This window comes from Pseudomonas sp. KH_017 (assembly GCF_057840285.1).
In genome coordinates this window covers 1,877,728-1,901,467 of record NZ_CM174509.1, presented here as the reverse complement: position 1 = coordinate 1,901,467, position 23,740 = coordinate 1,877,728, and the positions used below count along the sequence as shown (strand labels likewise).

24 protein-coding genes and 1 tRNA gene are annotated in these 23,740 nt (G+C 58.6%); 11 read left to right on the top strand and 14 right to left on the bottom strand.

Annotation, left to right across the window (positions count from 1 at the left end):
- Window positions 1–78: 78 nt before the first annotated feature.
- The gene (locus AC3IT6_RS08720; RefSeq protein ID WP_489354902.1) at window positions 79–1,002 is read right to left on the bottom strand and encodes a LysR family transcriptional regulator; all 924 of its coding nucleotides are present in this window, start codon (window positions 1,000–1,002) and stop codon (window positions 79–81) included.
- 124 nt (window positions 1,003–1,126) lie between these two features.
- Here AC3IT6_RS08720 and AC3IT6_RS08715 point away from each other — a divergent pair, with 124 nt between their 5' ends.
- Window positions 1,127–1,873 (top strand): 3-oxoacyl-ACP reductase family protein, encoded by a 747-nt coding sequence (locus AC3IT6_RS08715; protein ID WP_489354901.1) that lies wholly within the window; start codon window positions 1,127–1,129, stop codon window positions 1,871–1,873.
- A gap of 80 nt (window positions 1,874–1,953) precedes the next feature.
- Here the strand turns inward: AC3IT6_RS08715 and AC3IT6_RS08710 are convergent, their stop codons facing one another.
- Window positions 1,954–2,649 (bottom strand): HAD-IA family hydrolase, encoded by a 696-nt coding sequence (locus AC3IT6_RS08710; protein ID WP_489354900.1) that lies wholly within the window; start codon window positions 2,647–2,649, stop codon window positions 1,954–1,956.
- 413 nt (window positions 2,650–3,062) lie between these two features.
- Between AC3IT6_RS08710 and AC3IT6_RS08705 the strand changes: the two genes are divergently transcribed.
- The gene (locus AC3IT6_RS08705; protein WP_489356503.1) at window positions 3,063–6,311 is read left to right on the top strand and encodes an RHS repeat-associated core domain-containing protein; all 3,249 of its coding nucleotides are present in this window, start codon (window positions 3,063–3,065) and stop codon (window positions 6,309–6,311) included.
- Here AC3IT6_RS08705 and AC3IT6_RS08700 read toward each other — a convergent pair.
- From AC3IT6_RS08700 to AC3IT6_RS08660, 9 genes are all read right to left on the bottom strand, one after another.
- Complete coding sequence (locus AC3IT6_RS08700) at window positions 6,288–6,494, bottom strand: hypothetical protein (protein WP_489354899.1); 207 nt, start codon at window positions 6,492–6,494, stop codon at window positions 6,288–6,290. The genes AC3IT6_RS08705 and AC3IT6_RS08700 overlap by 24 nt on opposite strands.
- An 82-nt stretch (window positions 6,495–6,576) precedes the next feature.
- Window positions 6,577–6,759, bottom strand: a complete 183-nt coding sequence (locus tag AC3IT6_RS08695) for a hypothetical protein (RefSeq protein ID WP_442100922.1) — start codon at window positions 6,757–6,759, stop codon at window positions 6,577–6,579.
- A 16-nt stretch (window positions 6,760–6,775) separates the two neighbouring features.
- A complete protein-coding gene (locus AC3IT6_RS08690) occupies window positions 6,776–7,189 on the bottom strand; it encodes a glycine zipper domain-containing protein (RefSeq protein WP_489356501.1) in 414 nt (137 codons plus the stop codon).
- A 167-nt stretch (window positions 7,190–7,356) separates the two neighbouring features.
- Complete coding sequence (locus AC3IT6_RS08685) at window positions 7,357–7,725, bottom strand: hypothetical protein (RefSeq protein WP_007988063.1); 369 nt, start codon at window positions 7,723–7,725, stop codon at window positions 7,357–7,359.
- A 313-nt stretch (window positions 7,726–8,038) separates the two neighbouring features.
- Window positions 8,039–8,227 (bottom strand): hypothetical protein, encoded by a 189-nt coding sequence (locus tag AC3IT6_RS08680; RefSeq protein ID WP_032829518.1) that lies wholly within the window; start codon window positions 8,225–8,227, stop codon window positions 8,039–8,041.
- Between the two features lie 146 nt (window positions 8,228–8,373).
- Complete coding sequence (locus AC3IT6_RS08675) at window positions 8,374–8,694, bottom strand: YbjQ family protein (protein WP_151213304.1); 321 nt, start codon at window positions 8,692–8,694, stop codon at window positions 8,374–8,376.
- Window positions 8,691–10,034, bottom strand: a complete 1,344-nt coding sequence (locus AC3IT6_RS08670; protein WP_489354898.1) for a serine hydrolase domain-containing protein — start codon at window positions 10,032–10,034, stop codon at window positions 8,691–8,693. Before AC3IT6_RS08670 ends, AC3IT6_RS08675 begins: the two co-directional genes overlap by 4 nt.
- Before the next feature lie 59 nt (window positions 10,035–10,093).
- A complete protein-coding gene (locus AC3IT6_RS08665) occupies window positions 10,094–10,426 on the bottom strand; it encodes a type II toxin-antitoxin system HicB family antitoxin (protein WP_489354897.1) in 333 nt (110 codons plus the stop codon).
- The gene (locus tag AC3IT6_RS08660; RefSeq protein ID WP_489354896.1) at window positions 10,423–10,617 is read right to left on the bottom strand and encodes a type II toxin-antitoxin system HicA family toxin; all 195 of its coding nucleotides are present in this window, start codon (window positions 10,615–10,617) and stop codon (window positions 10,423–10,425) included. Before AC3IT6_RS08660 ends, AC3IT6_RS08665 begins: the two co-directional genes overlap by 4 nt.
- 343 nt (window positions 10,618–10,960) lie before the next feature.
- On the opposite strand from AC3IT6_RS08660, the gene phaR reads away from it, so the two are divergent.
- The gene (phaR, locus tag AC3IT6_RS08655) at window positions 10,961–11,494 is read left to right on the top strand and encodes a polyhydroxyalkanoate synthesis repressor PhaR (protein ID WP_116265289.1); all 534 of its coding nucleotides are present in this window, start codon (window positions 10,961–10,963) and stop codon (window positions 11,492–11,494) included.
- A 35-nt stretch (window positions 11,495–11,529) separates the two neighbouring features.
- Here the strand turns inward: phaR and phaP are convergent, their stop codons facing one another.
- On the bottom strand, window positions 11,530–12,093 hold the full coding sequence (gene phaP / locus AC3IT6_RS08650) for a TIGR01841 family phasin (RefSeq protein WP_007988015.1): 564 nt from the start codon (window positions 12,091–12,093) through the stop codon (window positions 11,530–11,532).
- Between the two features lie 250 nt (window positions 12,094–12,343).
- Here phaP and AC3IT6_RS08645 point away from each other — a divergent pair, with 250 nt between their 5' ends.
- Window positions 12,344–14,767, top strand: coding sequence for a DUF3141 domain-containing protein (locus AC3IT6_RS08645; protein WP_489354895.1), 2,424 nt, complete (start codon window positions 12,344–12,346; stop codon window positions 14,765–14,767).
- Between the two features lie 14 nt (window positions 14,768–14,781).
- Here AC3IT6_RS08645 and AC3IT6_RS08640 read toward each other — a convergent pair whose 3' ends face one another.
- Window positions 14,782–15,897: an AraC family transcriptional regulator gene (locus tag AC3IT6_RS08640; protein WP_489354894.1), complete on the bottom strand. Its 1,116-nt coding sequence runs from the start codon at window positions 15,895–15,897 to the stop codon at window positions 14,782–14,784.
- A gap of 271 nt (window positions 15,898–16,168) precedes the next feature.
- Here AC3IT6_RS08640 and phbB point away from each other — a divergent pair, with 271 nt between their 5' ends.
- The 4 genes from phbB (at window position 16,169) to AC3IT6_RS08620 (ending at window position 20,369) form a co-directional block, all read left to right on the top strand.
- The gene (gene phbB, locus AC3IT6_RS08635; RefSeq protein WP_007988010.1) at window positions 16,169–16,915 is read left to right on the top strand and encodes an acetoacetyl-CoA reductase; all 747 of its coding nucleotides are present in this window, start codon (window positions 16,169–16,171) and stop codon (window positions 16,913–16,915) included.
- A gap of 64 nt (window positions 16,916–16,979) precedes the next feature.
- Window positions 16,980–18,158, top strand: coding sequence for an acetyl-CoA C-acetyltransferase (locus AC3IT6_RS08630; RefSeq protein ID WP_150724624.1), 1,179 nt, complete (start codon window positions 16,980–16,982; stop codon window positions 18,156–18,158).
- A gap of 159 nt (window positions 18,159–18,317) precedes the next feature.
- Complete coding sequence (phaC, locus tag AC3IT6_RS08625; RefSeq protein ID WP_489354893.1) at window positions 18,318–20,021, top strand: class I poly(R)-hydroxyalkanoic acid synthase; 1,704 nt, start codon at window positions 18,318–18,320, stop codon at window positions 20,019–20,021.
- A gap of 81 nt (window positions 20,022–20,102) precedes the next feature.
- Window positions 20,103–20,369, top strand: a complete 267-nt coding sequence (locus AC3IT6_RS08620) for a DUF1652 domain-containing protein (RefSeq protein ID WP_218431337.1) — start codon at window positions 20,103–20,105, stop codon at window positions 20,367–20,369.
- Between the two features lie 155 nt (window positions 20,370–20,524).
- Here AC3IT6_RS08620 and AC3IT6_RS08615 read toward each other — a convergent pair.
- Window positions 20,525–20,614, bottom strand: a tRNA-Ser gene (locus AC3IT6_RS08615).
- 308 nt (window positions 20,615–20,922) lie between these two features.
- On the opposite strand from AC3IT6_RS08615, the gene AC3IT6_RS08610 reads away from it, so the two are divergent.
- From AC3IT6_RS08610 to AC3IT6_RS08600, 3 genes are all read left to right on the top strand, one after another.
- Window positions 20,923–21,612, top strand: coding sequence for a crotonase/enoyl-CoA hydratase family protein (locus AC3IT6_RS08610; protein ID WP_150724622.1), 690 nt, complete (start codon window positions 20,923–20,925; stop codon window positions 21,610–21,612).
- A gap of 214 nt (window positions 21,613–21,826) precedes the next feature.
- On the top strand, window positions 21,827–22,549 hold the full coding sequence (locus AC3IT6_RS08605) for a lysophospholipid acyltransferase family protein (protein WP_489354892.1): 723 nt from the start codon (window positions 21,827–21,829) through the stop codon (window positions 22,547–22,549).
- A 159-nt stretch (window positions 22,550–22,708) separates the two neighbouring features.
- Window positions 22,709–23,680, top strand: a complete 972-nt coding sequence (locus AC3IT6_RS08600; RefSeq protein WP_489354891.1) for a magnesium and cobalt transport protein CorA — start codon at window positions 22,709–22,711, stop codon at window positions 23,678–23,680.
- Window positions 23,681–23,740 lie beyond the last annotated feature (60 nt).

Below are 23,740 nucleotides of genomic sequence, written 5' to 3'. Positions count from 1 at the left end.
AACGGAGATCCAGTGTGGGAGCGGCGGTGCGGCGATCCGACTTGCTCGCAAAGGCAGCACCTCGGTCCTGAGCCAGACTCAAACCGCACTGAACCTCTGCCCCAACCCCCGCTCGGCAAACTGCTCAATGATGAAATCGACAAACGCCCGGGTCTTGCCCGGCAGCAGTTTGTGATCGGCGTAATAGATGGAGGTGTAGCCGTCATCGATGTACCAGTCCGGCAGCACCCGCTGCAACCTTCCCGTTTCCAGATAGCCCGCAGCAAACGGCATGCTCACCAGCGCAATGCCCAGACCCTGCGCGGCCGTGGCGCAGGCGGCCTCGGAATCGCTCATGGTCATCCGCACCTTGAGCGTCAACGGGCTGTGTTGCTGATTGCGATGGGTCAACTGCCAGGAGCGCACCCGACCAGTCTGCGGCGAGCGGATCAGAATCCCGTCATGGTGCTTGAGATCGTCCGGCTCGCTGATCGCTGCATGTGTCTCCAGGTAGTCCTGCGCAGCCACCAACACCCGATGTGCCGGACTCAGTCGGCGTGCAACCACGCCCTGGGGTAATTCGAAGCCACCGCCGATTGCCGCGTCGAAACCCTGCCCGATCAGATCGACCTGGCGGTTGTCGAAGTGCCAGTCCGGGTTGATCGCCGGGAATCGCCGCAGAAACTCGCCGAGCATCGGCACAATGTACAGGCAGCCGAATACCGTCCCCATGCTGACTTTCAGGGTGCCCGCCGGCTGCCCTCCGGCGCTGGCGAGATTGGCCACGGCATTCTGGATCGTGTGCAGGCTGGCGCTGACTTCGCCGAGAAACAACTGACCGGCCTCCGTCAGCGTCAGGCTGCGAGTGCTGCGCTGGAACAATCTGACACCCAGGCGCGCCTCGAGCTTGGCAACGCTCTTGCCCACCGCCGCCGGTGTCAGGCTCAGGCGCCGCGCGGCTTCGGCAAAGCTGCCGACCTCGGCGCTGCGCACAAAGCATTCGATACTGCTGAAGGTTTCCATAGGCGCCACTATAAACTTTTGGTTTACACAGACTATCGCAATTATGGTCTACACAGCAGGTAATCCTGAATCGATACTAGGCTCCATCAACCGGGACATCTCGCCTCGGGACTTGGAGATCGACATGACTACTCAGAACCTCAGCGGCAAAGTGGCATTGATTCAAGGTGGCTCCCGCGGTATCGGCGCCGCCATCGTCAAGCGCCTGGCTGCTGAAGGCGCGACCGTTGCCTTCACTTACGTCAGCTCCACGGTCAAGGCCGAAGAACTGCAAGACAGCATCACCGCCAAGGGCGGAAAGGCCTTGGCCATCAAGGCCGACAGCGCCGACGCCGACGCCATCCGCGGTGCCGTGTCCGCCACGGTAGAAGCCTTCGGTCGCCTGGATATCCTGGTCAACAACGCTGGCGTACTGGCCGTCGCACCGCTGGCCGAGTTCAAACTCGAAGACTTCGACCAGACCCTGGCCATCAACGTACGCAGCGTGTTCATCGCCACCCAGGCCGCCGCCCGGCACATGACCGAAGGCGGTCGCATCATCAACATCGGCAGCACCAACGCCGATCGCATGCCCTTCGCCGGTGGCGGCCCCTACGCCATGAGCAAGTCGGCGCTGGTCGGCCTGACCAAAGGCCTGGCCCGTGATCTCGGCCCGCAAGGCATCACCATCAATAACGTGCAACCAGGCCCGGTCGACACCGACATGAACCCGGCCGAGGGTGACTTTGCGGAAAGCCTGATCCCGTTGATGGCCGTGGGCCGTTACGGCAAGGCCGAAGAGATCGCCAGCTTCGTCGCCTACCTCGTCAGCCCTGAAGCCGGCTACATCACGGGAGCCAGCCTGACCATCGACGGTGGTTTTGGCGCCTGATGCGTGTCAGCCAACTGCAATAAATGTGGGATCGCCGCACCGCCGCTCCCACATTTGCCAGAGTCGACCCGTCTTTTCAGCTAGGTCCACTCAAGCGTCGGCAAACCAAAAGCACTTGGCTCGAACGCCTTCAACGTACGAAGAATGCCATCGGCGTGTGCGTACCTGGCGTCGGCCATTGCCGCATCCGGGATCGCAATCGCCGTCATCCCCGCCGCTTTCGCCGCGGTCACACCGAAGGGCGAATCCTCGAACACCAGGCAATCTTCCGGTGCAACACCCAGACGTCGCGCCGCCGTCAGGAAAATATCCGGTGCCGGCTTGGCCGCGCCCACTTCGGGGTCATCGGCGGTGACGATGAAGTCGAACAAGGCGAACCAGTCGCGATGCAAGGTGGTTTTCTGGCCGAACGACTGGCTCGAAGAACTGGTGCCCACTGCAATGGGAATGTTGTTGGCCTTCAGATGCCGTACCAGCTCCTGTGCGCCGGGCATTGCCTGCGCGGCAGGAAAGCGCTCGCGCATCAGCGGCTCACGGATCACCAGAAACTCTTGCGCCGTGATCGGCAAGTCCAGCGCTTGAACCACATAGCTCGCCAGATCGCCCGCGCCCCGGCCAATGATGTTCTGTTTGATGCTCCAGTCGAACGTCCGGCCGTAACGCGCGGCAATGATGGACGTGACTTCGGTGTAGATGCCCTCTGTATCCAGCAACAAGCCGTCCATATCGAAAATCACGGCCTTGATCGGGCCGAATGCTTTCAGTGGTGCATTCATCGCATCTGATCCGTTTTCCAAGGCATCCCGGGCAGCGCAGGTACGGCCGATGCCCGAATGGATTAAAGGGTTCAGCAGCATAGCGAGCGCCGCTGGCTTAGAGCAATGAGGAAATCCCGATCGACGCCGAATGGCCCTCCGTGATTTAGCGAATCGCCCTACAGTAAGCGCCACCTTTCCCGACTTCTTTCCTTGCCGATCCCCAGCAGAGTTTCGCGCTCCACATTCCGCCAAGCGAAAGACTGCAGATGTTCGATCCCCAAAAGGTATTGGCATGCCCCGCGAGCGGCCCTCTGACACGTCGCACCGGCAAGCATGAACACCACGACGACGCCTCCAGACAGGCGAAAAACCCCAACGGCGACAGTGCTGACACCGTCGAGCGCACTGCCACCCACAACTGCTCGGTGTCGATGGTAACCGGCGAAGAACTGCTGACCCTCACCGACGGCACCCTCGACGGGATCCTGCCGTTCGACTTCACCCGCGTCTATCGCACCAGTGCCGTCGAGCTCGACAGCGGCCTCGGTTTTGGCTGGAGCCATTCGCTGTCCCAGCACCTGGAACTCCACGGCGAGCGGGTGCTGTGGATCGACCCCGAAAACCGCCGCACGCCGTTTCCACGGCCGACGGCGGAGCGCCCGATGATCCACAACAACCTGTCGCGGGCGGCGATTTACCTCGGCGAGGAGCCGGACGAACTGATCCTCTCCCTGGCCGGCGACCGCGCGCGGTTCTACCACTTTCATGACGGCCGGCTCAGCGCGATCAGCGACGCCTACGGCAACCGCCTGACGGTGCAGCGGGACCGCTTTGACCGGATCCAACGCCTGGACAATGGCGCCCACCGCGCCATGTTGCTGCGTTACGACCTCAAGCACCTGGTGGCCATCGACTATCAGGTGTTTCAGCACAGTGACCCCGAGGCGTCCACCTGGCGCACCGAGCAGACACTGGCCAGCTACCGCTACGACGCCCGCCAGCGTTTGATCGAGGCAACCAATGCGGCGGGTGAAAGCGAGCGTTACGACTACGACGGGCAACACGTCATCCTGCAACGGCAATTGGCCGGCGGCGCGAGTTTTTTCTGGGCGTGGGAACGCTCCGGCAAAGCCGCCCGCTGCATTCGTCACTGGGCTTCGTTTGCGCAGATGGAGGCGCATTGCGTCTGGGACGATCAAGGCTGCGTGACGGTGAACAACGCCGACGGTAGCGAAGAGGTTTACGTTCATGACGACCGCGCGCGACTGGTGCGCCAGGTTGGACTGGACGGCGGTGAGCAGCACAAGGCCTATGACGATAAGGGCCATCTGATCGCCGAGCAGGACGCCCTCGGCGCCGTCACCGAATACCATTATGACGAAGTCGGTCGGCCGATAGCGCTGCTTGCAACGGATGCGGCGCCCACGTCCTACGAGTATCGCCACGGTTTGCTGCACACCCGCACCCAGGGTCAGGCGACGTGGACCTGCCAGCGCAATGCCCAAGGAGACATCACTGCCATCACCGGTCCAGACGGGCAAATCACTCGCTATATCTACGACCCGCAGGGGCGCTTGCTGACGATCCGCTTCCCCGACCAGAGCGGTCACCGGTTTGTCTGGAATGCCTTGGGGCTATTGCTGGAGGAGATCCTGCCGGACGGTGCTCAGCGCACTTTTTCCTACGATGCCTTGGGCCGGCGGATTACCCGGCAAGACGAACACGGCACCGTCACCGGCTATGAGTGGGACGCGGTGGGCCGACTGAGCCGGATCACGCTGCCCACCGGCGCCCGACGCGCCTATCGCTACAACGCCTACGGCCAGGTCACCGCCGAAACCGACGAACTGGGACGGGTGACCCGTTACGAATACGCCGACGACCTGCACTTGGTCAGCCGCCGGATCAACCCCGAAGGCAGCGCGCTGAAGTACCGCTACGACCATGCGCAATTGTTGCTCACCGAGATCGAAAACGAGGTCGGCGACACCTATCGGCTGGACTACACGCCGGGCGGATTGATCCGACAGGAAACCGGCTTCGATGGCCGTCGTACCGCGTATGCCTATGACCGCAATGGCCAGTTGCTGGAGAAAACCGAGTTCGGCGACGACGGTGCGCAACTCGTCACGCAGTACCAACGCGACAGCGCCGGACGTTTATTGCTCAAGACCCTGCCCGACGGGATCAAGGTCGAGTACCGCTACGACAGCCTCGGGCGGCTGGTCAGCGTCGACGACGGCCAGGACCATCCGCTGGAGTTCGAATACGACCGCCTGGACCGGCTGATCACCGAGCATCAGGGCTGGAGCACCCTGCGTTATGGCTACGACACCTGCGGTCGGCTCAAGCGCCTGCGCCTGCCGGACGGCTGTGTGCTCGATTACCACCGTGCCCGGGGCGGCGCCCTGACTGCCATCGACCTCAACGGTACGCGTCTGACCAGCCATCGTTTTGTCGGCGGGCGCGAACAGCAACGCCAACAGGGCCTGCTGCTCAGCGATTATGCCTACGACGAGCAGGGCCGTTTGCAAGCCCATACCGTCAGCCAAAAGCAACGACCGCTGTACCGCCGCGAGTATGCCTACAGCGCCAAGGGCAATCTCCTGCAGATTGCCGACAGCCGTCACGGCCAACGCCACTATCAATACGATGCGCTCGACCGCCTGACCGGCGTACGCCACCCCCGCGACCAGTTCGCGGAGAACTTCACCCACGACCCGGCCGGCAACCTGCTGATTCACGACCGCCCGGGCCCGTGCGTGCTCCAGGGCAACCGACTGCGCTGCCGCTACGAAAGCCACTATGACTACGACGCCTTCGGCAACCTGGTCCGCGAACGCCGCGGTACGCCGACCCAGGTCACCGAATACTCCTACGACAGCCAGCACCGCCTGATCGGCGTCCGCAACCCGGACGGTAAAAGTGTCAGCTACCGCTACGACGCCTTCGGCCGACGCATCCGCAAAACCGTCGACGGCCAGACCACGCAATTCTTCTGGCAAGGCGACCAGCTCATCTCCGAAAGCGCTCCCCGGCACTACCGCAGTTACGTTTACGAACCCGGCTGCTTCCGCCCGCTGGCGCTGCTCGACGGCAAAGGCCGGGCAGACGCCTGCCCGTTCTACTTCCAACTCGACCACCTCGGCACCCCGCAGGACCTGACCAGCTACGGCGGTGCTATCGTCTGGTCGGCCAAGTACACCGCCCACGGCAAACTCCGCGAAGTGAGCCACGGCGACGGCGAACGACTCGAACAGCCGCTACGGTTTCAGGGGCAATACTTCGACGCGGAGAGCGGCCTGCACTACAACCGGCATCGCTACTACCATCCGGACATCGGTCGTTATCTGACGCCGGATCCGGTCAAGTTGGCCGGAGGGTTGAACCCGTATCGGTACACCCGAAACCCAACGGGGTGGGTGGATCCGTTGGGGTCGAGCGGGAATTGCCCGCACGCGAACCAGCCGGGATGCTCGGCGCCGTATGGAGAGGGAGGGGCAAAGGTTGATGAGGGGGAGCCTGATGTGCCCTCCCCAACACCGTCAAATAAATACGTGTATCGCGGAAACTCACGGGAGCCCCGGGATTTTTTTGAACCGGTTTTGAATCCCTCGGATCGACACCTTAAAGAAGTCATCGGGACCCGGGCTTGCTCACTGTCGCTTCGTAATGGCTGACTCACCCGCGCCATCGTCCCGTTCTTCTGGATCGGCCTCAATATCCTCGTCGCTCGGAACCAGCTCCACACCTGCATCATCATCGTCCGGCGGTCGTTGGTCGCGGCTCAAGGAGTCGGTAGGCGACGGCAGCGGATACTCCGGTGTTTCATCAACGTCGGGGACGTTCCGGTCAATCTTCATATCGCACCTCTCGTGTGACCTGAATTGCAGGCCACGACCTGGCGAGGACTGGACAACCGGTCAATCCGCCAGCACGTCTCGATCAATCTTCGTCCTCTTCCTCATCTTCAAACTCGATATTCCCCACATCGCCCAAATCATCAGCATCGTTAAGCGGCACCGTCGCATCATCCATCAACGATCCCGGATCTTCATTGCCGGGATCGTTGATGGATGGCAGTCCGCTCGGGCCCTTTTCTTCCTTGCCTTCACTTTTTGCAGTCATGGGATGCCTCGCTCAACTAGTGATGCTTTTTGTGGTGCTTGTTCGAGTGTTTATAACCTTTACCGGGATGGGAATGGCCACTGTCACTCCCCAGATCATTGCCGACCGCACCGCCGGCTGCACCGCCAATACCGGCCCCGATGGCCGATCCGGTCGAGCCGCCAAGACTGTTGCCGACCACCGATCCACCCGCCGCGCCCAAACCACCGCCTACCGCCGCCTCGGTGCGACTGCGCTTGGGCGCGGCAATGGCACTACCGGCCGCTCCGCCGACACCTGCACCAATCGCTGCGCCCGTACTGCCTCCCACCTGGCCACCGACAACGTTGCCCAGCACCCCACCAAGACCACCGCCTACCGCGGCATCTCCATTACCTCCCGCCAGCGCCACCTGAGAGACCAGCAATCCAAAAACAATCGCAGGCACCATCAATAGTCGAGCATTCAGGCTTCCTTTTTTTTTGCCGTTGGCTTTCGGGTTCATGGCACGCCTCGCATTCTTCCAGGGTATGGAAGATTTGAGTTGCTGCGGCGTGAAACGTTCATAAATGAAAAAGCCCGGCATCAAGCCGGGCTTTGTTCAAATCCGAATCAGGATCAGTGACGCTTGTGACCATTGGCCAGGTTGCTGCCTACGCCGCCGCCCAACGCACCGCCCAGGCCTGCACCGATGGTGGCACCGGACTTGCCGCCAAGGCTATTGCCGATCACCGAACCACCGGCCGCGCCAACACCGCCACCGATAGCAGCGCTGGTGCGATGACCTTTTTTGGCGGCAACTGCACTGCCCGCCGCGCCAGCAACGCCCGCACCAATCGCTGCGCCAGTGCTGCCGCCCATTTTCTGGCCGACCACGTTACCCAACGCGCCGCCCAAGCCACCGCCCAGCGCGGCAGTGCCGTCACCAGCCATTGCACCTTGAGCAACCAGAAGCCCCAGAACCAGAGCAGGCAGTGTTAAACGCATGACAAAAACCTCAAAAAATAGGGGTACACAAAAAAGGGGGCGAGATTGAATGCTTTTGCGCGGATAAAGTCCAGCACGCCGGTCCAACTTCGCGATTGGCGACGGTTGGACAGCATTTTTGAAAAAGGTTTTATGACGGACAAAAAAAAGCCCGCTGGGGAAACGGGCCAGGTGTTGCTTTCTAACGGATGAGTCGAGATTAAGGAGGGAGCTGTGAAAAGTTTGTGAAAAATCACCCTTTTCAAAAAAATTGTCATAAAACTTTTCAGGCATGAAAAACCCCGCTCTATAACGGGGTCTGCCTGACGCTCGGTTACTTCCTGACCGGCGCTGTCACCTTGGGTAAAAATTTGCCCTTCAATACCCGGCACGCCCTGGTCTTGATCTTGTCGACCTCAGTCTGGTCCTCGCCGAAACTGGCCACATACTGGGTCTGACCACACCGCACGGAATTGTTGATCGGAAATTCTGCGCCATCGTCCTCGATATACGGATCAGCCATCTCTTCACCCCTTTCAAAAAGCGCGATCGACATCGGCAAGCCCTTTGCCTGAAGTAATATCGATCGCCAAGGTTTTTGAGACTAGCCGGTCACTAACGGACCTGCCGTTCGGCTTTCTCCGTGACCGACGAATGGCTTCTCAGCTTTCACCTCAACTTGACCGCAGTCCCGGTCACAAACACCACGACCATCCCGCCCCTGCCGGCCGGCATGCTGATCTCATAATCAAGCCCGACCACCGCGTCCGCCTGAAGCGCCTGCGCCCGCTCCTTGATCTCATCGGTGGCCTGAATGCGTGCTTCTTTCAACGCTCGTTCCAGTGTCTGGGAGCGCCCACCGAAAAAGTCGCGCATGCCGGCAAATACGTCTCGAACAACGTTGATCCCTTGCACCGACTCGGCGCTGACGATGTCCAGATAGGCGGTAATTTGCCGGCCTTCGATAGAGTGGGTCGTGGTGATGATCATGGGTGCTCCTTCCTGTTCAGATATTCAGCCAACGCATCGAACGCCGGCAAAGTGACGGGATCATTGGCCGAGTTGCCGGCCACCGGATGGGATGCGTAGCGGACGATGACCATCTCGGCCTTCGGGTCGACATAGATGCGCTGCCCATGGACCCCACGCGCCATGAATGCCCCGCCCTCCTTGTCCGTCACCCACCACATCGACCGGTAACTCCAGTCTTTGAGCAATGTGTACCCCGCCTTGGCGAAAGCCTGCCTATCACCGCCGCCACGGATATCGTTGATCACTGCCTCTGGCACGATCTGCTGACCGTTGAACCGACCGCCGTTACGCAGCATCTCGCCAAAACGCGCCAGATCCCTCAACCCCGTATTCAGGCCACCACCGGCGAACGGCGTGCCGATGGAGTCCACGGTGAACCAGGCGTCCTGTTCGGCACCCAACCGGCTCCAGATGTTCTCCGACAGCAGTTGTGCAACATTGCGACCGGTGGCACGGGCAATGACCCAGCCCAACACGTCGGTGTTGACGGTTTTGTAGGCGAACGCCTTGCCGTGCTCACCTTGCGGTTGCACCGTCTGCAAAAATTCGTAGTAACTGCGAGGGCCCCCATAACCCTTGGGTTTGGGCAACGGGTTGCCTGCCCTGGCATGGGCCCAGACCTCGGCATCCGGGTCCGCGTAGTCCTCGCTGTATTTGAGGCCCGTGGTCATGTCGAGCACCTGCCGTACCGTGGCGCTGCCAAACGCAGAATCCGTCAGCTCCGGCACATATTCGGCGACCTGCTTGCCAGCATCGATGCGCCCCTGCGCCACCAACATGGCGCCCAGCGTGCCGATCACAGACTTGGTCACGGACATCGCAGCGTGCTGGCCGTCCGGCTTCAACACGCCGAAGTAACGTTCGTAGACAACTTTCCCGCGGTGCATCACCACAATGCCATCGGTGTAAGTGGCCGCGAGGGATTGCTCCCAGGTCATCGGCGCCCTGGCGCCAAGGGGGACGAAACTGATCCCGTCGATATCCTTGCGTAGTGCTATCTCCAGAGGAACCGGAGCACCCAGGCCGCGTGAAACGTTGATCGTCGGCATCAATTGCCGGAAATTCGCAACACTCCAGCGCATTGCCGGGAACTGGAAATAGCTGCCGTCTTCAAATCGCACGGTGCGATCAGCAGGGGGTGGCGAACCGACCATCCAGCCGAGTTTGGCGGGGTCACTGGCTTCAGCGTCGGGAAAAGTTGCAGGGGCGGATGCGAGGGCCAGTGATGACGTGGCAACTATCGACACAGCCGTGATGAGCTTGGCTGCGCCGCGAAAGCTGGCGCGAGGATGGAGCATGATGTCGATTCCGTTCGAAGAAATTGGGCAGTCTACAGCCGGATCGGCTTGTTCACTGCTTAAGCATGCGCCTCGCGATCAAGAACATCCGCAACCCACTGATTGATACTTTTGTGGGCTAACTGAGCTTTCACAGCAACCGTCGCGTGAAGGGCTGGGGCCAGGCGCAGACTGAGATGGCCTGAATAGGGTTTCTGTGGGGTGCGGCCGAGTTTGGCGCAAGTCTCCAGATAATCGGTGACGGCCTCTTCGAATGCGTTGCGAAGTTCTTTGACTGACTCGCCGTGAAACCCGACAACATCCTTGATGCCCGCAATGTGGCCGACGAACAGGCCGTCTTCGTCGCTGTACTCGATCCGGGCTGAATAGCCGTTGTAGTTCATTACGTTCACGGGGTAACTCCTGCTTGCTCAAGGAAAGCCCGGGCGTCACGCATCTGATAGGGCTTGGCTTCTTTGTCGGGGTGGGGCCGGTGGAAGGTGGCGACCACTCCGTTCAGTTCAAAACGTACCCGCGATCCATTACCTTCGATGGTTATGGCCCCTGCAGCGCTGAACAAGGATTCAATGCGGGACCACTCCAAGGTGGCCGGGGTGGGTCTTGGAAATAAGGCTTTGAGGGTGCTGAGTTGTTTATTATTAGCGGTATTACATCATGATACCGTACAAGATTTAGCAACCGCGAATGACATCGCTGATGCGCGGGAGAAGCCTCTAACGCGTGCGTAAAAAAACGCCGCTTATCCACTTGAGAGATTGAACGGCCCTGCCTCGAAGTGGCCAGCCTCGCAAGCTCAGCACTCAAAAGATGGAGAAAGCTCTTACGCTGACCACCCAGCGCGTGCCGCGTGAGGCGACGCATTGGAGTGGCAGTGGTCAGAGTAAGATAAGATGCCTGCAAATCAGATTTGCTGTGAGTAGCCCCGCATGACAGATAACAGTCGGAACACCACCCGTCTGATCAAGAAGTACCCGAATCGCCGTCTGTATGACACGCACACCAGCAGTCATTTGACCCTTGCGGATATACGCCAATTGGTCGTCGATAAAATTCCGTTCGAGGTGGTCGACGCCAAGACTGGCGAGGATCTGACCCGAAGTATTTTGCTGCAGGTCATTCTGGAAGCCGAAAGTGGCGGTGAGCCGATATTCTCCAGCGAGATGCTCATGGGGATTATCCAGTTCTACGGTCCCTACCAGAGCGTCCTCGGCAGCTACCTGGATAAAAGCATCCAGACGGTCATCGACATCCAGTCCCAGACCGGCGCTCAGTCCTCTGAAGCCTGGAGCAAGTTCATGCACCAGCAAGCACCGGTCATGCAGGATTTGATGCGCCAGTATGTCGACCAGTCAAAAAACCTCTACCTGAACACTCAGAACCTCTTCGGCCTGTTCGGCGGCATGCCACCAGGCAAGCCAGGTGCCGGTGGCGGGCCGAAAAAAAATGGCGATGGGGAGTAAACCCATCGCCATCAGTGTAACCGCCCTAATGTGACTTACTTGTTACCGCTTGTAGCCTTGGCACCAGGAGCGGTTTTGCCGGCTGCGGCGGTCGCTGCGTCAAAACCGCTCTGGGCAACGTCAGCAGCCTGTTTTACGGCGTTCTGTGCGCTTTCAAAAACGGTACCGGCATTCGCCAGCGACGACTTGAACGCGGCCACAACAGGCTCGGAGCCAGCCGGTGCATTCTTGCTGATCACTTCAACGAACTCTTGCACCTGCTGGGTGCCCACTTCGACCTGACGCGAGGTCAGTTTGGCGATTTCCGAGTGAGTGCCGACAATCAACGCTTGCACTTGGCGATTGAACTCAGCCAGGCGTTCGGCTTGCACATTTGGCTGGGTGAAAGAAGTCTGGAGCTCAGCGAGCCCTTGTAGATCACGGACTGCCAGCAGCTTGCGAATGCCGTCGAACTGCTCCTCGGTGGAGGCCTGCAGAGTCTTGAACTGCAATTGGGTGAGCTGTTCAACGCTGGCGAAGACTTTGCCACTGATTTGCTGCAGGAGGTCGAGGTTGGCTTTCTGAGCGTCTTGCAATTTTTCCGAGTTGAAAAAAGACATGCTTGAATCTCCTGATTCTGAAAAGCCGACATGGGCCTGAGGACGCGATAGCGATCCTGCCGGTCATCGCGTTAGCCTTAATATTGCAGCGCACAAATTCGTTTGGCAATGACTTTTTGTGCAGCGCACAAAAATATTTCTTCTCCTGCCTCCATTCGCTATAGACTCCTAACATCGAACAGCCAGCCAAGCCCTCTTTACTAAAGAGGCGCAGGCAGCTGCTTCTCATGCATAACGCCAGGAGATCACCATGGGCCAGGAAGATATTATTGCATCGCAATATGAAAAACCCTCCTCTCAACGCGGCCTGTTCGAACACCTGAGTCATCTGCAGCACCTCAACACCCTGAACGTCCTTGATGCTTTGCGCCAGCGCCAGGAAAAAACCCTCGCGCCCCTGAAGCGGGGTCAACTCAGACAACCCACGCCCACTGACTGGCAGGAATACTTCACCGACCTCGGCCAACGCAGCCTGCTGTTCTGGGACACCCTGCGCCAGCGCGGCGACAATACGCTGGCCCATGAACGCGCCGGGTATCCTCTGCTGCTCAAGTTCGATCATGAAACCCTGGTCGCCGGCTCCGACCTCCCACGCCCGGTCAACTATTCACTGTTGCGAATCCTCCCCGGACCAGAGCAAAGAATCGACAGCAATGGCCAGCCGGTGATCATCATTGACCCACGCGGCGGCCACGGCTCGGGAATCGGCGGCTTCAAACAGGATTCGGTATTAGGTGAAAGCCTCAGAGCCGGCCACCCCACCTATTTCATCTCTTTCAGTCACTCGCCACAGCCTGGGCAAACCCTGGCCGATATCGTCGAAGCCCAGGCCCGGTTCATCGAAGTCATCAGCGCCCGTCACCCGACCAACAGCGAGCCGATCATCATCGGTAACTGCCAGGCGGGCTGGGCGTTGATGGGACTGGCTGCAACACGACCGGAACTGCCGGGATTGATCATTATCAATGGTGCCCCCTTGTCATACTGGGCCGGTGTCAATGGACGCAATCCGATGCGCTATACCGGAGGCCTGCTGGGTGGCGGCTGGATGGCTCGCCTGGGCAGCGACTTGGGCAATGGCCGCTTTGACGGTACCTGGCTGGTCAGCAATTTCGAAAACCTGGACCCGGCCAACACCTATTGGGCCAAGTACTACCAGTTGTTCAGCCAGGTCGACAGCGAGGCTACGCGCTTCCTCGACTTCGAACGCTGGTGGGGCAGCCCGACCCTGCTCAATGGCGAAGAGATTGAGAGGATTGTCGATGACCTTTTCATCGGCAACCAATTGTCCGGCGGTCTCGGCCGCAAGAACAGTGGCATTGACCTGAAACGGATCGAAGTACCGGTGGTGGTGTTCTGTTCCTACGGAGACAACATCACCCCTCCCCAGCAGGCATTGAACTGGATCGCCGATGTTTATCCCAGCGATCTCGCTTTGCATGACGCAGGACGCACCATCGTCTACCTGCGGCACGCCAGCATCGGCCATTTGGGGATTTTTGTTTCCGGCAAAGTGGCGCGGCGCGAACACCGTGGGATGCTCGGCGCGGTCGAAACCATCAAGGCGCTGCCGGCGGGACTGTATGAAATGTTGATTGACGATCTGCCAACCTCCTCAGGCAGCGATGACATGCAATACCGAGTGCGTTTCGAATCAAGGCGAATCGCCGATATCCATGATGACGTCGAGCCGGCCCGTGATGACGATCGCGAATTCTCTCTGGTGGAGCGCGCCTCTGAAATCAACAGCGCGTTTTACGACGGGTTCATACGTCCGTGGCTGCGTCAGATCGTCAACGAGCCAATTGCCGAACTGTTGCGCAGGGCGCACCCCTTCCATCAGCAGCAAGTGCTATGGAGCAGCCTGAATCCGGCGCTGTGGTGGTTAGCCGGGACCGCCTCCCAAGTGAGCAATGATCGTCATCCTGCACGCAAAGACAACCCGTTGCTGGCCTGGCAAGCGTTGTTTTCCAACCAGATGCAAGACGCTCTGAATGCTTATCGCGATGTGCGTGACGCCACTCAGGAGCTGTGTTTTTACGGTATTTACGGCGCACTGAGTGCCCTCACCAGCAACAAGCCTGTGCGAAATCTCCAGGCACATGCCGACCAGCTGGACCAGGCCCTGATCGAACGCTTGCAGGATGCTCTGCCTCATGGCGGCCCCCTGGAAGCATTGGTGCGGATTCTGTTTTTGCTGGGCCGCGACAGCGACAAGGCGGGCAAGGAAAGCATCGAGAAGCTGATCCAGCAGGTGCACCTGCTGGTCCAGGACTACAGCAATGAGCCCACGGCCCTGCGCGAAGCCATCCGATTGCAGAACCTGCTGGTTTTCGCCCACCCGCAAGAAAGCTTGCGCAGCTTGCCCTTGTTGCTACCTGAGGCAAAGGAACGCCAACAGGTCCTGACAGCCGTTGGGCAATTGATGCCTGAACTGCTGGCGACCGTTGGAGCTGAAGGCGAATTCTGGCGTGAACTGCACGTGCTGCTCGAAGTCCCCCTGCCAGGTTTCAGCCTGACCCAACCACCCGGTGAAACAGTTGTCATCGCGCAGGAGCCCCCTTCGCAGCCACCTGCGGCGCCGCAGATTACACCACTGCCCGCTCCCGCCATCGTAGTTAAAGCCCCGAAGCGCAAAGCGAGCAAAGGTACAACAGGCCCCAAGCCTCAATGACCCCTCACAAGGGATTAGCGGTGAATCCGTTCGGTGAAGCCTGCGACCTTATGATCTCTGGACAGACCGATGAGGTTCATGGATCGGACCCGCGCGACTTTTTCGACCACAGGCGACAACTCGTCGGTTCGATACTGACCGGGGGTCATACCGAACCAACGGGTGCATGCCTTATGGAAGCTGCTGTGATCATGAAAGCCGAGCAGGTAAGTCACATGCTTCATGTTGAAATGAGAATGGCGCAAATAGAAGTCAGCCATCTGCCGACGCACATCGTTCAGGACGTCCTTGAATTGCGTGCCATCCTTCTCAAGGCCGCGTTGAAGCGTTCGCTTGCTGATATTCAGTGCCGCCGCAATCGATTCCATATCACATTGCCCTTGGCCTTGCCCCTGGCTCAAGCGCTCGGTAATCAGCGCGCGAATCCTGCCAACCATAGAGTAACCGGACAACAGGTCCAATTGAGCCTCGGCAAAACTGTCATGGAGTGTGGCCAACGCCTCGTTGGCCATGCTCAATGGACTCAGAAGCTCCTGGCCATCGAACAAGATGCTGTCATAAGCCGCCCCGAAACTCAGCGGACAGCCAAAAAGCCGCTGATGCTCCGACGTGTCTTCAGGTTCGGGATAAGTGAACTCCACACTCAACGGTTGCGGTGACTTGCCACCTGCCAGCCAATGGCAGAAACCCAGCAGCGAAGCCAAGGCTGCATCCGTGTATTGCCGGGGTTTGACCGAGCCATGTTGCTGATGATCGAGACTGGCCAATCGGTAATGCTGCTGCTCCTTGACAAGGAAAAGGCTGAATCCGGTACCAATCAACGGGCTGAAACGAACCAGACGTTCAAGCGCTCTTTTCAGATTCGAACTGGACATCATCGTGTAGCCCACGATCTGAAAACTACTGGGATGGAATTCCCCGTAGGCTTTCAAACCGATATTCAGATCATCCGAAGCCTGAGCAGCCAAGTCCCAAAGACGATAGATAATGCTTCGCTCGCAGAATGCTCCTGGTCTACCCACGAACCCGACATCCAGTCCCGCCTCGCGGCACAGACCAGCAAGATCCAGTCCTTGGGCCAAAAACGTATTCGCCAGCATGCTGGCATAACCCGAACTCATTCTATACATGGCGTCCTCATTGACCAATGGAACCGAACGTCCTGTCCGGAGCCGATACTGACATGCACTGAACATATTTCAACAGTGTTTCAGGAATATTAACTATCCATTGAGTTTTAAGAGTTGATCCAAGTATGGGTACTTCTCATTTTTTTGCCAGCAGGCCAAAACACCCGCGTGGCACCGATGGACAGGAGAACGTCACCTTCAAACACTTCCGCACGGCCCGTCGATATCGAACAATCTTCTCTCCTGCAGCGCAAAAAAATGGAGTAGATGTATGGAATCGCGTAGTCGCATTGCTTTGGTAACGGGTGGTATGGGCGGTATCGGTACGGCAATCAGCCAACGTCTATACAAGGAAGGATTCAAGGTAATCGTAGGCTGCAGCTCCGATTCCAGCCGCAAGAACGACTGGCGCGCCAGCCAACTGGAGGCGGGTTACGAGTTCGAATTCATCTATGGCGACGTCACCGATTGGGAGTCAACCCGCAAGGCTTTCGAGATGGCTCGTGAACAATTCGGCCCGATCGATGTGCTGGTCAACAACGCCGGCATCACCCGCGACGCGTCTTTTCGCAAGCTCACCCCGGAAGACTGGAACAGCGTGATCGGGACCAACCTGACGGGCTTGTTCAACACCACCAAGCAGGTCATTGAAGGCATGTTGTCCAAAGGCTGGGGGCGGATCATCAATATCTCCTCGATCAACGGTCAGCGTGGCCAGTTCGGCCAGACCAACTACTCCGCCGCCAAGGCTGGCATCCATGGTTTCACCATGGCACTGGCCCGGGAAGTCTCCGGCAAGGGCGTGACCGTCAATACCGTATCCCCAGGCTACATCCAGACCTCCATGACCGCGGCAATTCGCCCGGACATTCTCGAAGGCATGATCGCAGCAACTCCGGTTGGTCGCCTTGGCCAACCCGAAGAGATCGCCTCAATCGTGGCCTGGCTGGCATCCGATGAGTCCGCCTACAGCACCGGTGCCGATTTCTCGGTAAACGGCGGCATGAACATGCAGTAACCCTGACCAGGGCATGAATGCCCTGGTTTGCTCGACGAATTTTGTCTTTTCCATGAGGTCACGCATGAACGAAGTCGTAATCGTTGCCGCTACTCGTACCGCCATTGGCAGTTTCCAGGGTGCTTTGTCTGCAATTCCCGCGACCGAACTGGGTGCCGCAGTGATTCGCCGCTTGCTGGAGCAGACGGGTATCGATGCTGCTCAAATTGATGAAGTGATCCTCGGCCAGGTACTCACTGCCGGCGCTGGGCAGAACCCGGCACGCCAGACAGCGATCAAGGCTGGCTTGCCACACACCACCCCTGCCCTGACCTTGAACAAGGTCTGCGGCTCCGGTCTCAAGGCGGTCCATCTTGCCGTCCAGGCAATCCGTTGCGGCGACGCGGAACTGGTAATCGCTGGCGGTCAGGAAAATATGAGTCTGGCCCCCTACGTTCTGCCCAAGGCACGCACCGGCTTGCGTATGGGCCATGCGCAACTGCAAGACAGCATGATCCAGGATGGCCTGTGGGACGCCTTCAACGACTACCACATGGGTATCACCGCTGAGAATCTGGCGCAGAAGTACGAGATCTCTCGTGAAGCACAGGATACCTTCGCTGCCGCCTCGCAACAGAAAGCCGCAGCAGCCATTGAGGGCGGGCGCTTCCAGAGCGAAATCACCCCGATCCTGATTCCTCAGCGCAAGGGCGAACCACTGGTCTTCGACACCGACGAACAGCCGCGTGTCGACAGTACTGCCCAAGCCTTGGCGAAACTCAAACCGGCATTCCAGAAAGACGGCAGCGTGACCGCCGGTAACGCTTCGACCCTCAACGATGGTGCTGCCGTACTGTTGCTGGCCAGCGCCGCTAAAGCACAAGCGCTCGGCCTTCCGGTACTGGCACGGATCAAAGCCTATGCCAGCGCCGGTGTAGACCCGTCGATCATGGGCATCGGCCCTGTCCCGGCTACACGCCTGACCCTGCAAAAGGCCGGCTGGAGCGTCGAGGACCTGGACCTGATCGAAGCCAACGAAGCCTTCGCCGCCCAGGCACTGGCGGTTGGCAAAGAGTTGGGTTGGGACACCAGCAAAGTCAACGTCAACGGCGGCGCGATCGCCCTTGGCCATCCGATCGGCGCGTCGGGGGCACGGATTTTGGTGTCGCTGGTGCACGAGCTGATCCGTCGCGACGGCAAGAAGGGACTGGCCACTTTGTGCATCGGTGGCGGACAAGGCGTCGGCCTGGCTATCGAGCGCTAACCCACAGCATCTGAGTAGCCCATGCGCGGACTTGGGATCCTTGTTCCGCGCATCAGATTGGCGTCAGACAACGCTACCGCATGCCTGCCGTCGCTACGCCGGAGTCCGGCAAAGCGCGGTTTTTTTCTGCCCGGCTCATCTGTATGGGCAAGGAACTTTATGGACAACAACGCGCATACATTCAAAACCTATTGGTCAGGCCAGGTTCCGTTCATCGCTTCCTTTGCAGTGCAACAATTACGTCTATGGGTCAGCACTAATCCGTGGTTTTCCGGGCATGAGCACGGCGCCTGGTTCGAGTTACCTCGCGAAACCCTGGACAGCCTTCAAGCGGACTACCAGGTTCAATGGGGCCAACTCGGCCAAAAACTGCTGACCGGCCAACCCTTCAGCTTCGATGATCGACGCTTCTCCAGCGGCAACTGGAGCGAGCCACTGTTCGGCTCCCTCGCTGCGTTTTACCTGCTCAACGCAAGCTTTCTCCTGAAACTGCTCGACAAGCTGCTGATCGACGAAAAAAAACCGCGCCAACGCCTGCGCTATCTGGTGGAGCAAGCCATTGCCGCCAGTGCGCCAAGCAATTTCCTGGTCAGTAACCCTGATGCGCTCCAGCGTGTGGTTGAGACTCAAGGTGCCAGCCTGCTCACAGGTATGCAGCATCTGGCCAGCGACATGAACGAAGGCAAAATGCGCCAGTGTGATAGCGACGCCTTCAAGGTTGGCGTCGATCTGGCTAACACCCCCGGCGAAATCGTCTTTGAGAATCACCTATTCCAGCTAATTCAGTACTACCCGCAAAGCGAAACCCAGTACCGACACCCGGTATTCGTCGTACCTCCATCGATCAACAAGTACTACATCCTTGATCTGCGCCCGGACAACTCGATGGTCCGCCACCTGCTGGAACAGGGACATCCCGTATTCCTGATGTCCTGGCGCAACTTTGACGAGGAACACGCTGGCACTACCTGGGATGACCTGATTGAGCACGGGGTAATCGACGCCTTGCAGGTGACCCGCAATATCAGTGGCGAGCAGCGACTCAATTGCGTGGGCTTCTGCATCGGCGGCACCCTGCTGAGCACGGCGCTGGCAGTACTTGCTGCACGCGGCGACAGGGAAATCGCCAGCGTGAGCCTGTTCACCACGTTCCTTGACTACCTGGATACCGGCCCCATCGACATATTCGTCGACGAAGAACTGGTGGCCTATCGAGAACGCACCATCGGCGGCATGAAGGGTCCCATCGGTCTGTTTCGTGGTGAGGACATGGGCAATACCTTTTCCCTACTGCGCCCCAACGAACTGTGGTGGAACTACAACGTCGACAAATACCTCAAGGGGCAGAAGCCGATCCCGCTTGATCTGCTGTTCTGGAACAACGACAGCACCAACCTTCCGGGGCCGATGTACTGCTGGTATCTGCGCCACACCTATCTGCAGAACGATTTGAAATCTGGCGAGCTGGAGTGCTGTGGGGTCAAGCTTGATTTGCGTGCAATTGACGCTCCCGCTTACATCCTCGCCACCCATGACGATCACATCGTGCCCTGGAAAAGCGCCTACGCCAGCACCAACCTGCTCTCCGGGGCCAAGCGTTTTGTATTAGGAGCTTCAGGGCATATCGCCGGCGTCATCAATCCACCGGCCAAGCAGAAGCGCCATTACTGGACCAATAATCGGGTCACGAAAAACCCGGAGACCTGGTTCAAGAATGCTGAGCAGCAACCCGGTAGCTGGTGGAATGATTGGTTCAACTGGCTGGCGGGACACTCCGGCGAGCGCCAACCAGCGGTTGCGCACATAGGGAATGACAAATTCCCGCCTCTGGAGCCGGCGCCAGGCAGTTATGTAAAGCAATGAAAGCCTGAAATTCCCTGCTGCATGACTTCATGCAGCAGGTCAACTGCGGATCATTTGTTTCGGTACAAGGAGAGAGGCCCCATGAGCACCGCGTTGCGCATCAACGAAGCACTTTTGATTGCCGGCCACGCATTCGAACCTTTTCAATGCGTCGCCTGGGCTGCGCAAGGCGGTAATGGTGAACTGAGTCTGACTGTCATCGACCGGGCCAGCACTCACATTTGTCGCAAACAGATTCCAACCAGTACCTATTCCGACCCGGCACAGCTGGAAAGCCTGCTGGAAGAGGTACGCGCCGAGTTGAGCCAGGAGGGCTACACGCTGCAATCCTGGGCAATGCCAGGGTAAACATTCTCGCGGATCGCTACCAGGATGTGAGGCAAATATTGGGCACGGGGCGACAATCCATTTCATCCCTGATGGAATGATTTGCCGGGCTGGAGTTTTTTCAGAAACGCAGAAACGAAAAAGCCCTGAATAATCAGGGCTTTTTCGTATAAATGTGGCGGTGAAGGAGAGATTCGAACTCTCGATACAGTTTCCTGTATACACACTTTCCAGGCGTGCTCCTTAAGCCACTCGGACACTTCACCGTATCTCTTCAAACAAGTTCTGTCTGTCGAGGCGCGCTAATGTAGTCGAAAGCTTTTCCGATGGCAAACATTTTTTTCAGAATTTTCATGCGGTTAACGCGATTCAGCGTTTCCGGTCGCTCCGGGCCATGGCAAACCGGCCAATCTCCGGCTTCGTGCCCTCTTCTATATAGAGGGGAATGCGCGGCAGGCACGGCGGGCTACGCTTGGCGGGCGGGCAAAGGGTGACTGGCGGGTCAGTCACAGCGCTTTACCTGGCCTGCGGCGGTGGGTAACGTCTGCCCAACTTTATTGAAAGGAATAGCGTCATGAGTGAGTTGATTTCCTACCATCTCGAAGACGGTATCGCGACCCTGACCTTGAGCAATGGCAAGGTCAATGCCATCTCCCCGGATGTGATTGCCGCGTTCAACGCTGCGCTGGATCAGGCCGTGACTGATCGTGCGGTGGTGATCATTACCGGCCAGCCGGGCATTCTCTCTGGTGGTTATGACCTGAAGGTGATGACGGCCGGCCCTAGAGAAGCCGTGGCACTGGTGACCTCCGGCTCGACCCTGGCCCGCCGCCTGCTGTCGCACCCCTTCCCGGTGATCGTGGCATGCCCGGGACATGCGGTGGCCAAGGGCGCGTTCCTGCTGTTGTCGGCCGACTATCGCATCGGCGTAGAAGGTGCGTTCAGCATTGGCCTGAACGAAGTGCAGATCGGCATGACCATGCACCACGCGGGCATCGAGATTGCCCGTGACCGCTTGAACAAAGTGGCGTTGCAGCGTTCGGTGGTCAACGGTGAGATGTTCAATCCACAAGGCGCCGTGGCGGCCGGCTTCCTTGATGTCGTGGTCTCGCCTGAAGAACTGCAAGGCGCGGCACTGGCCGCGGCTCGTCAGTTGAAGAAGATCAACATGACCGCGCACAAGAACACCAAACTGAAAGTGCGCAAAGCGCTGCTGGAGGCCCTGGACAACGCGATCATCCAGGACCAGGAACATCTGGGTTAAGCCCGGATCTGCTGCAAAGAAAAGCCCGACCGTCGTGTCGGGCTTTTTCATACATGTCTGTGTTAAACGTCTGTAATCGCTCTAGACCGCATCTGACCCATTAGTCGGAAACATCAGCTCAAACATCAGCCATCTCCCACCTCCCTGGCAGTAATTGCCGAAAACAGTGTACATCCGTACACTGCGCCACCTTTTGTCCCGGTGGGGCCTGTAAATGCTGTTTTTGTTCCGTATGTCATTGATGGGCCTGCACTTTATCGTGGCGGGTGTACTGGGGGTGATTCTCGGCCTGTGTCGGCCATTCAATCCGGACAATAGCCGTCTGTGCGCACGCCTGTACGCATGGCCGGCCATGTGTATTTTGCGTTTGCGGGTGAAGGCCGAAGTCGGGCCGTTGATGGATAAACCTGACAGCTGCGTGATCATCGCCAATCACCAGTCCAACTACGACCTGTTTGTGTTTGGCAATGTGGTGCCCCGCCGTACCGTGTGCATCGGCAAAAAGAGCCTGAAATGGGTGCCGCTGTTCGGGCAATTGTTCTGGCTGGCCGGCAATGTGCTGATCGACCGTGGCAATGCGCAAAAGGCGCGAAAGTCGATGCTGACCACCACTCACACCCTGCAAAACAAAGACACCTCGATCTGGGTTTTCCCGGAAGGCACACGCAACCTGGGTGAGGACTTGCTGCCCTTCAAGAAAGGCGCCTTCCAGATGGCCATTGCCGCCGGGGTGCCGATCGTCCCGGTGTGTGTCAGCAGTTACGTCAAACACATGCGATTGAACCGCTGGCGCAGTGGGAAAATTCTGATTCGTTCGTTGCCGGCGATTCCCACCGCCGGATTGAGCCTGGACGACATGCCCATGCTGATCGCCCAGTGCCGCGAGCAGATGCGTGAATGCATCGAATCGATGGACCGGCAACTGCAAGCCGCCTGAAAAAGAAACCCGCCTGGTGCGGGTTTTCTTTTGCCTGCGAGTCTTTACCCAGAACTCGGCAGATTTAACTGACTCTCAAACACTGCAAGGCTAAGCTGATCAACACTGCCATTGCATTTGTTGCCAATTGAAAGCTGCCAAAAGAAGTGAATCACCATCATGGGTAGAGTTGTTGCTTCAGCGGTTTATAGCGCCGGTAAGAGAGTCACCAATATCACCCTCGACGAAGGCGCAGCCTGGGCTGCAAAACCCGGGCACTTTGTCTGGATCGGCCTCGAAGAGCCGAACGCCGAGGAACTCTACAACCTGCAACGCCAGTTCAACCTGCACGAACTGGCGATTGAAGACGCCCTGGAAAAGCACAGCCGACCGAAGCTGGAAACCTTCGGCGATGCGCTGTTCATCGTGACGTATTCGCCCATCCGGGATGAAGGCAAACTCAAGTTCATCGAGACGCACATCTTTGCCGGCAATGGCTACATCATTACTGCGCGCAACGGTCACTCGGCGTCCTACGCCCATGTCCGACAGCGCTGTGAGGCGCGTCCGCTATTGCTTGAGCACGGGGAAGATTTCGTACTCTATGCCATCCTCGATTTCGTGATCGAAAACTACCAGCCGATGGGCGAAGCCATTCACGCGGAAATCGATGTGCTGGAGGGCAATGTGTTATGTGGCTCGCTGAATGATTACGACATCCAGAAGCTACATGGCCTGCGTCGTGATGTTTTGCGCTTGCGTCGTTATGTGGCCCCGATGATCGAGATAGGAGAGGAACTGCAGAGACTGAGCTTCCCGTTCATCGACAAGAACATGCGCCCGTACTTTCGCGATGTGCAGATTCATGTAACGCGGCAGATGGAAGACCTGACGACGCTGGCGGATATTGCCAGCCAGACGATTGAGGTCGGGGTGCTGCTGGAGGCCTCACGCCAGAGCGTAGTGCAACGCAAGTTTGCGGCCTGGGCGGCGATCCTGGCCTTCCCGACGGCAGTGGCGGGGATCTACGGGATGAACTTCCAGAACATGCCGGAGTTGAGCTGGCACTACGGGTATTTCGGAGTGCTGGGGTTCATTACGGTGGGATGTGTGGGGTTGTGGGCGAGTTTCAAGAAGTCCGGTTGGCTGTAGGACGTGTACCCACAGTGAAAACCGGTTGCCCCATTCGCGAGCAAGCCCGCTCCCACATGT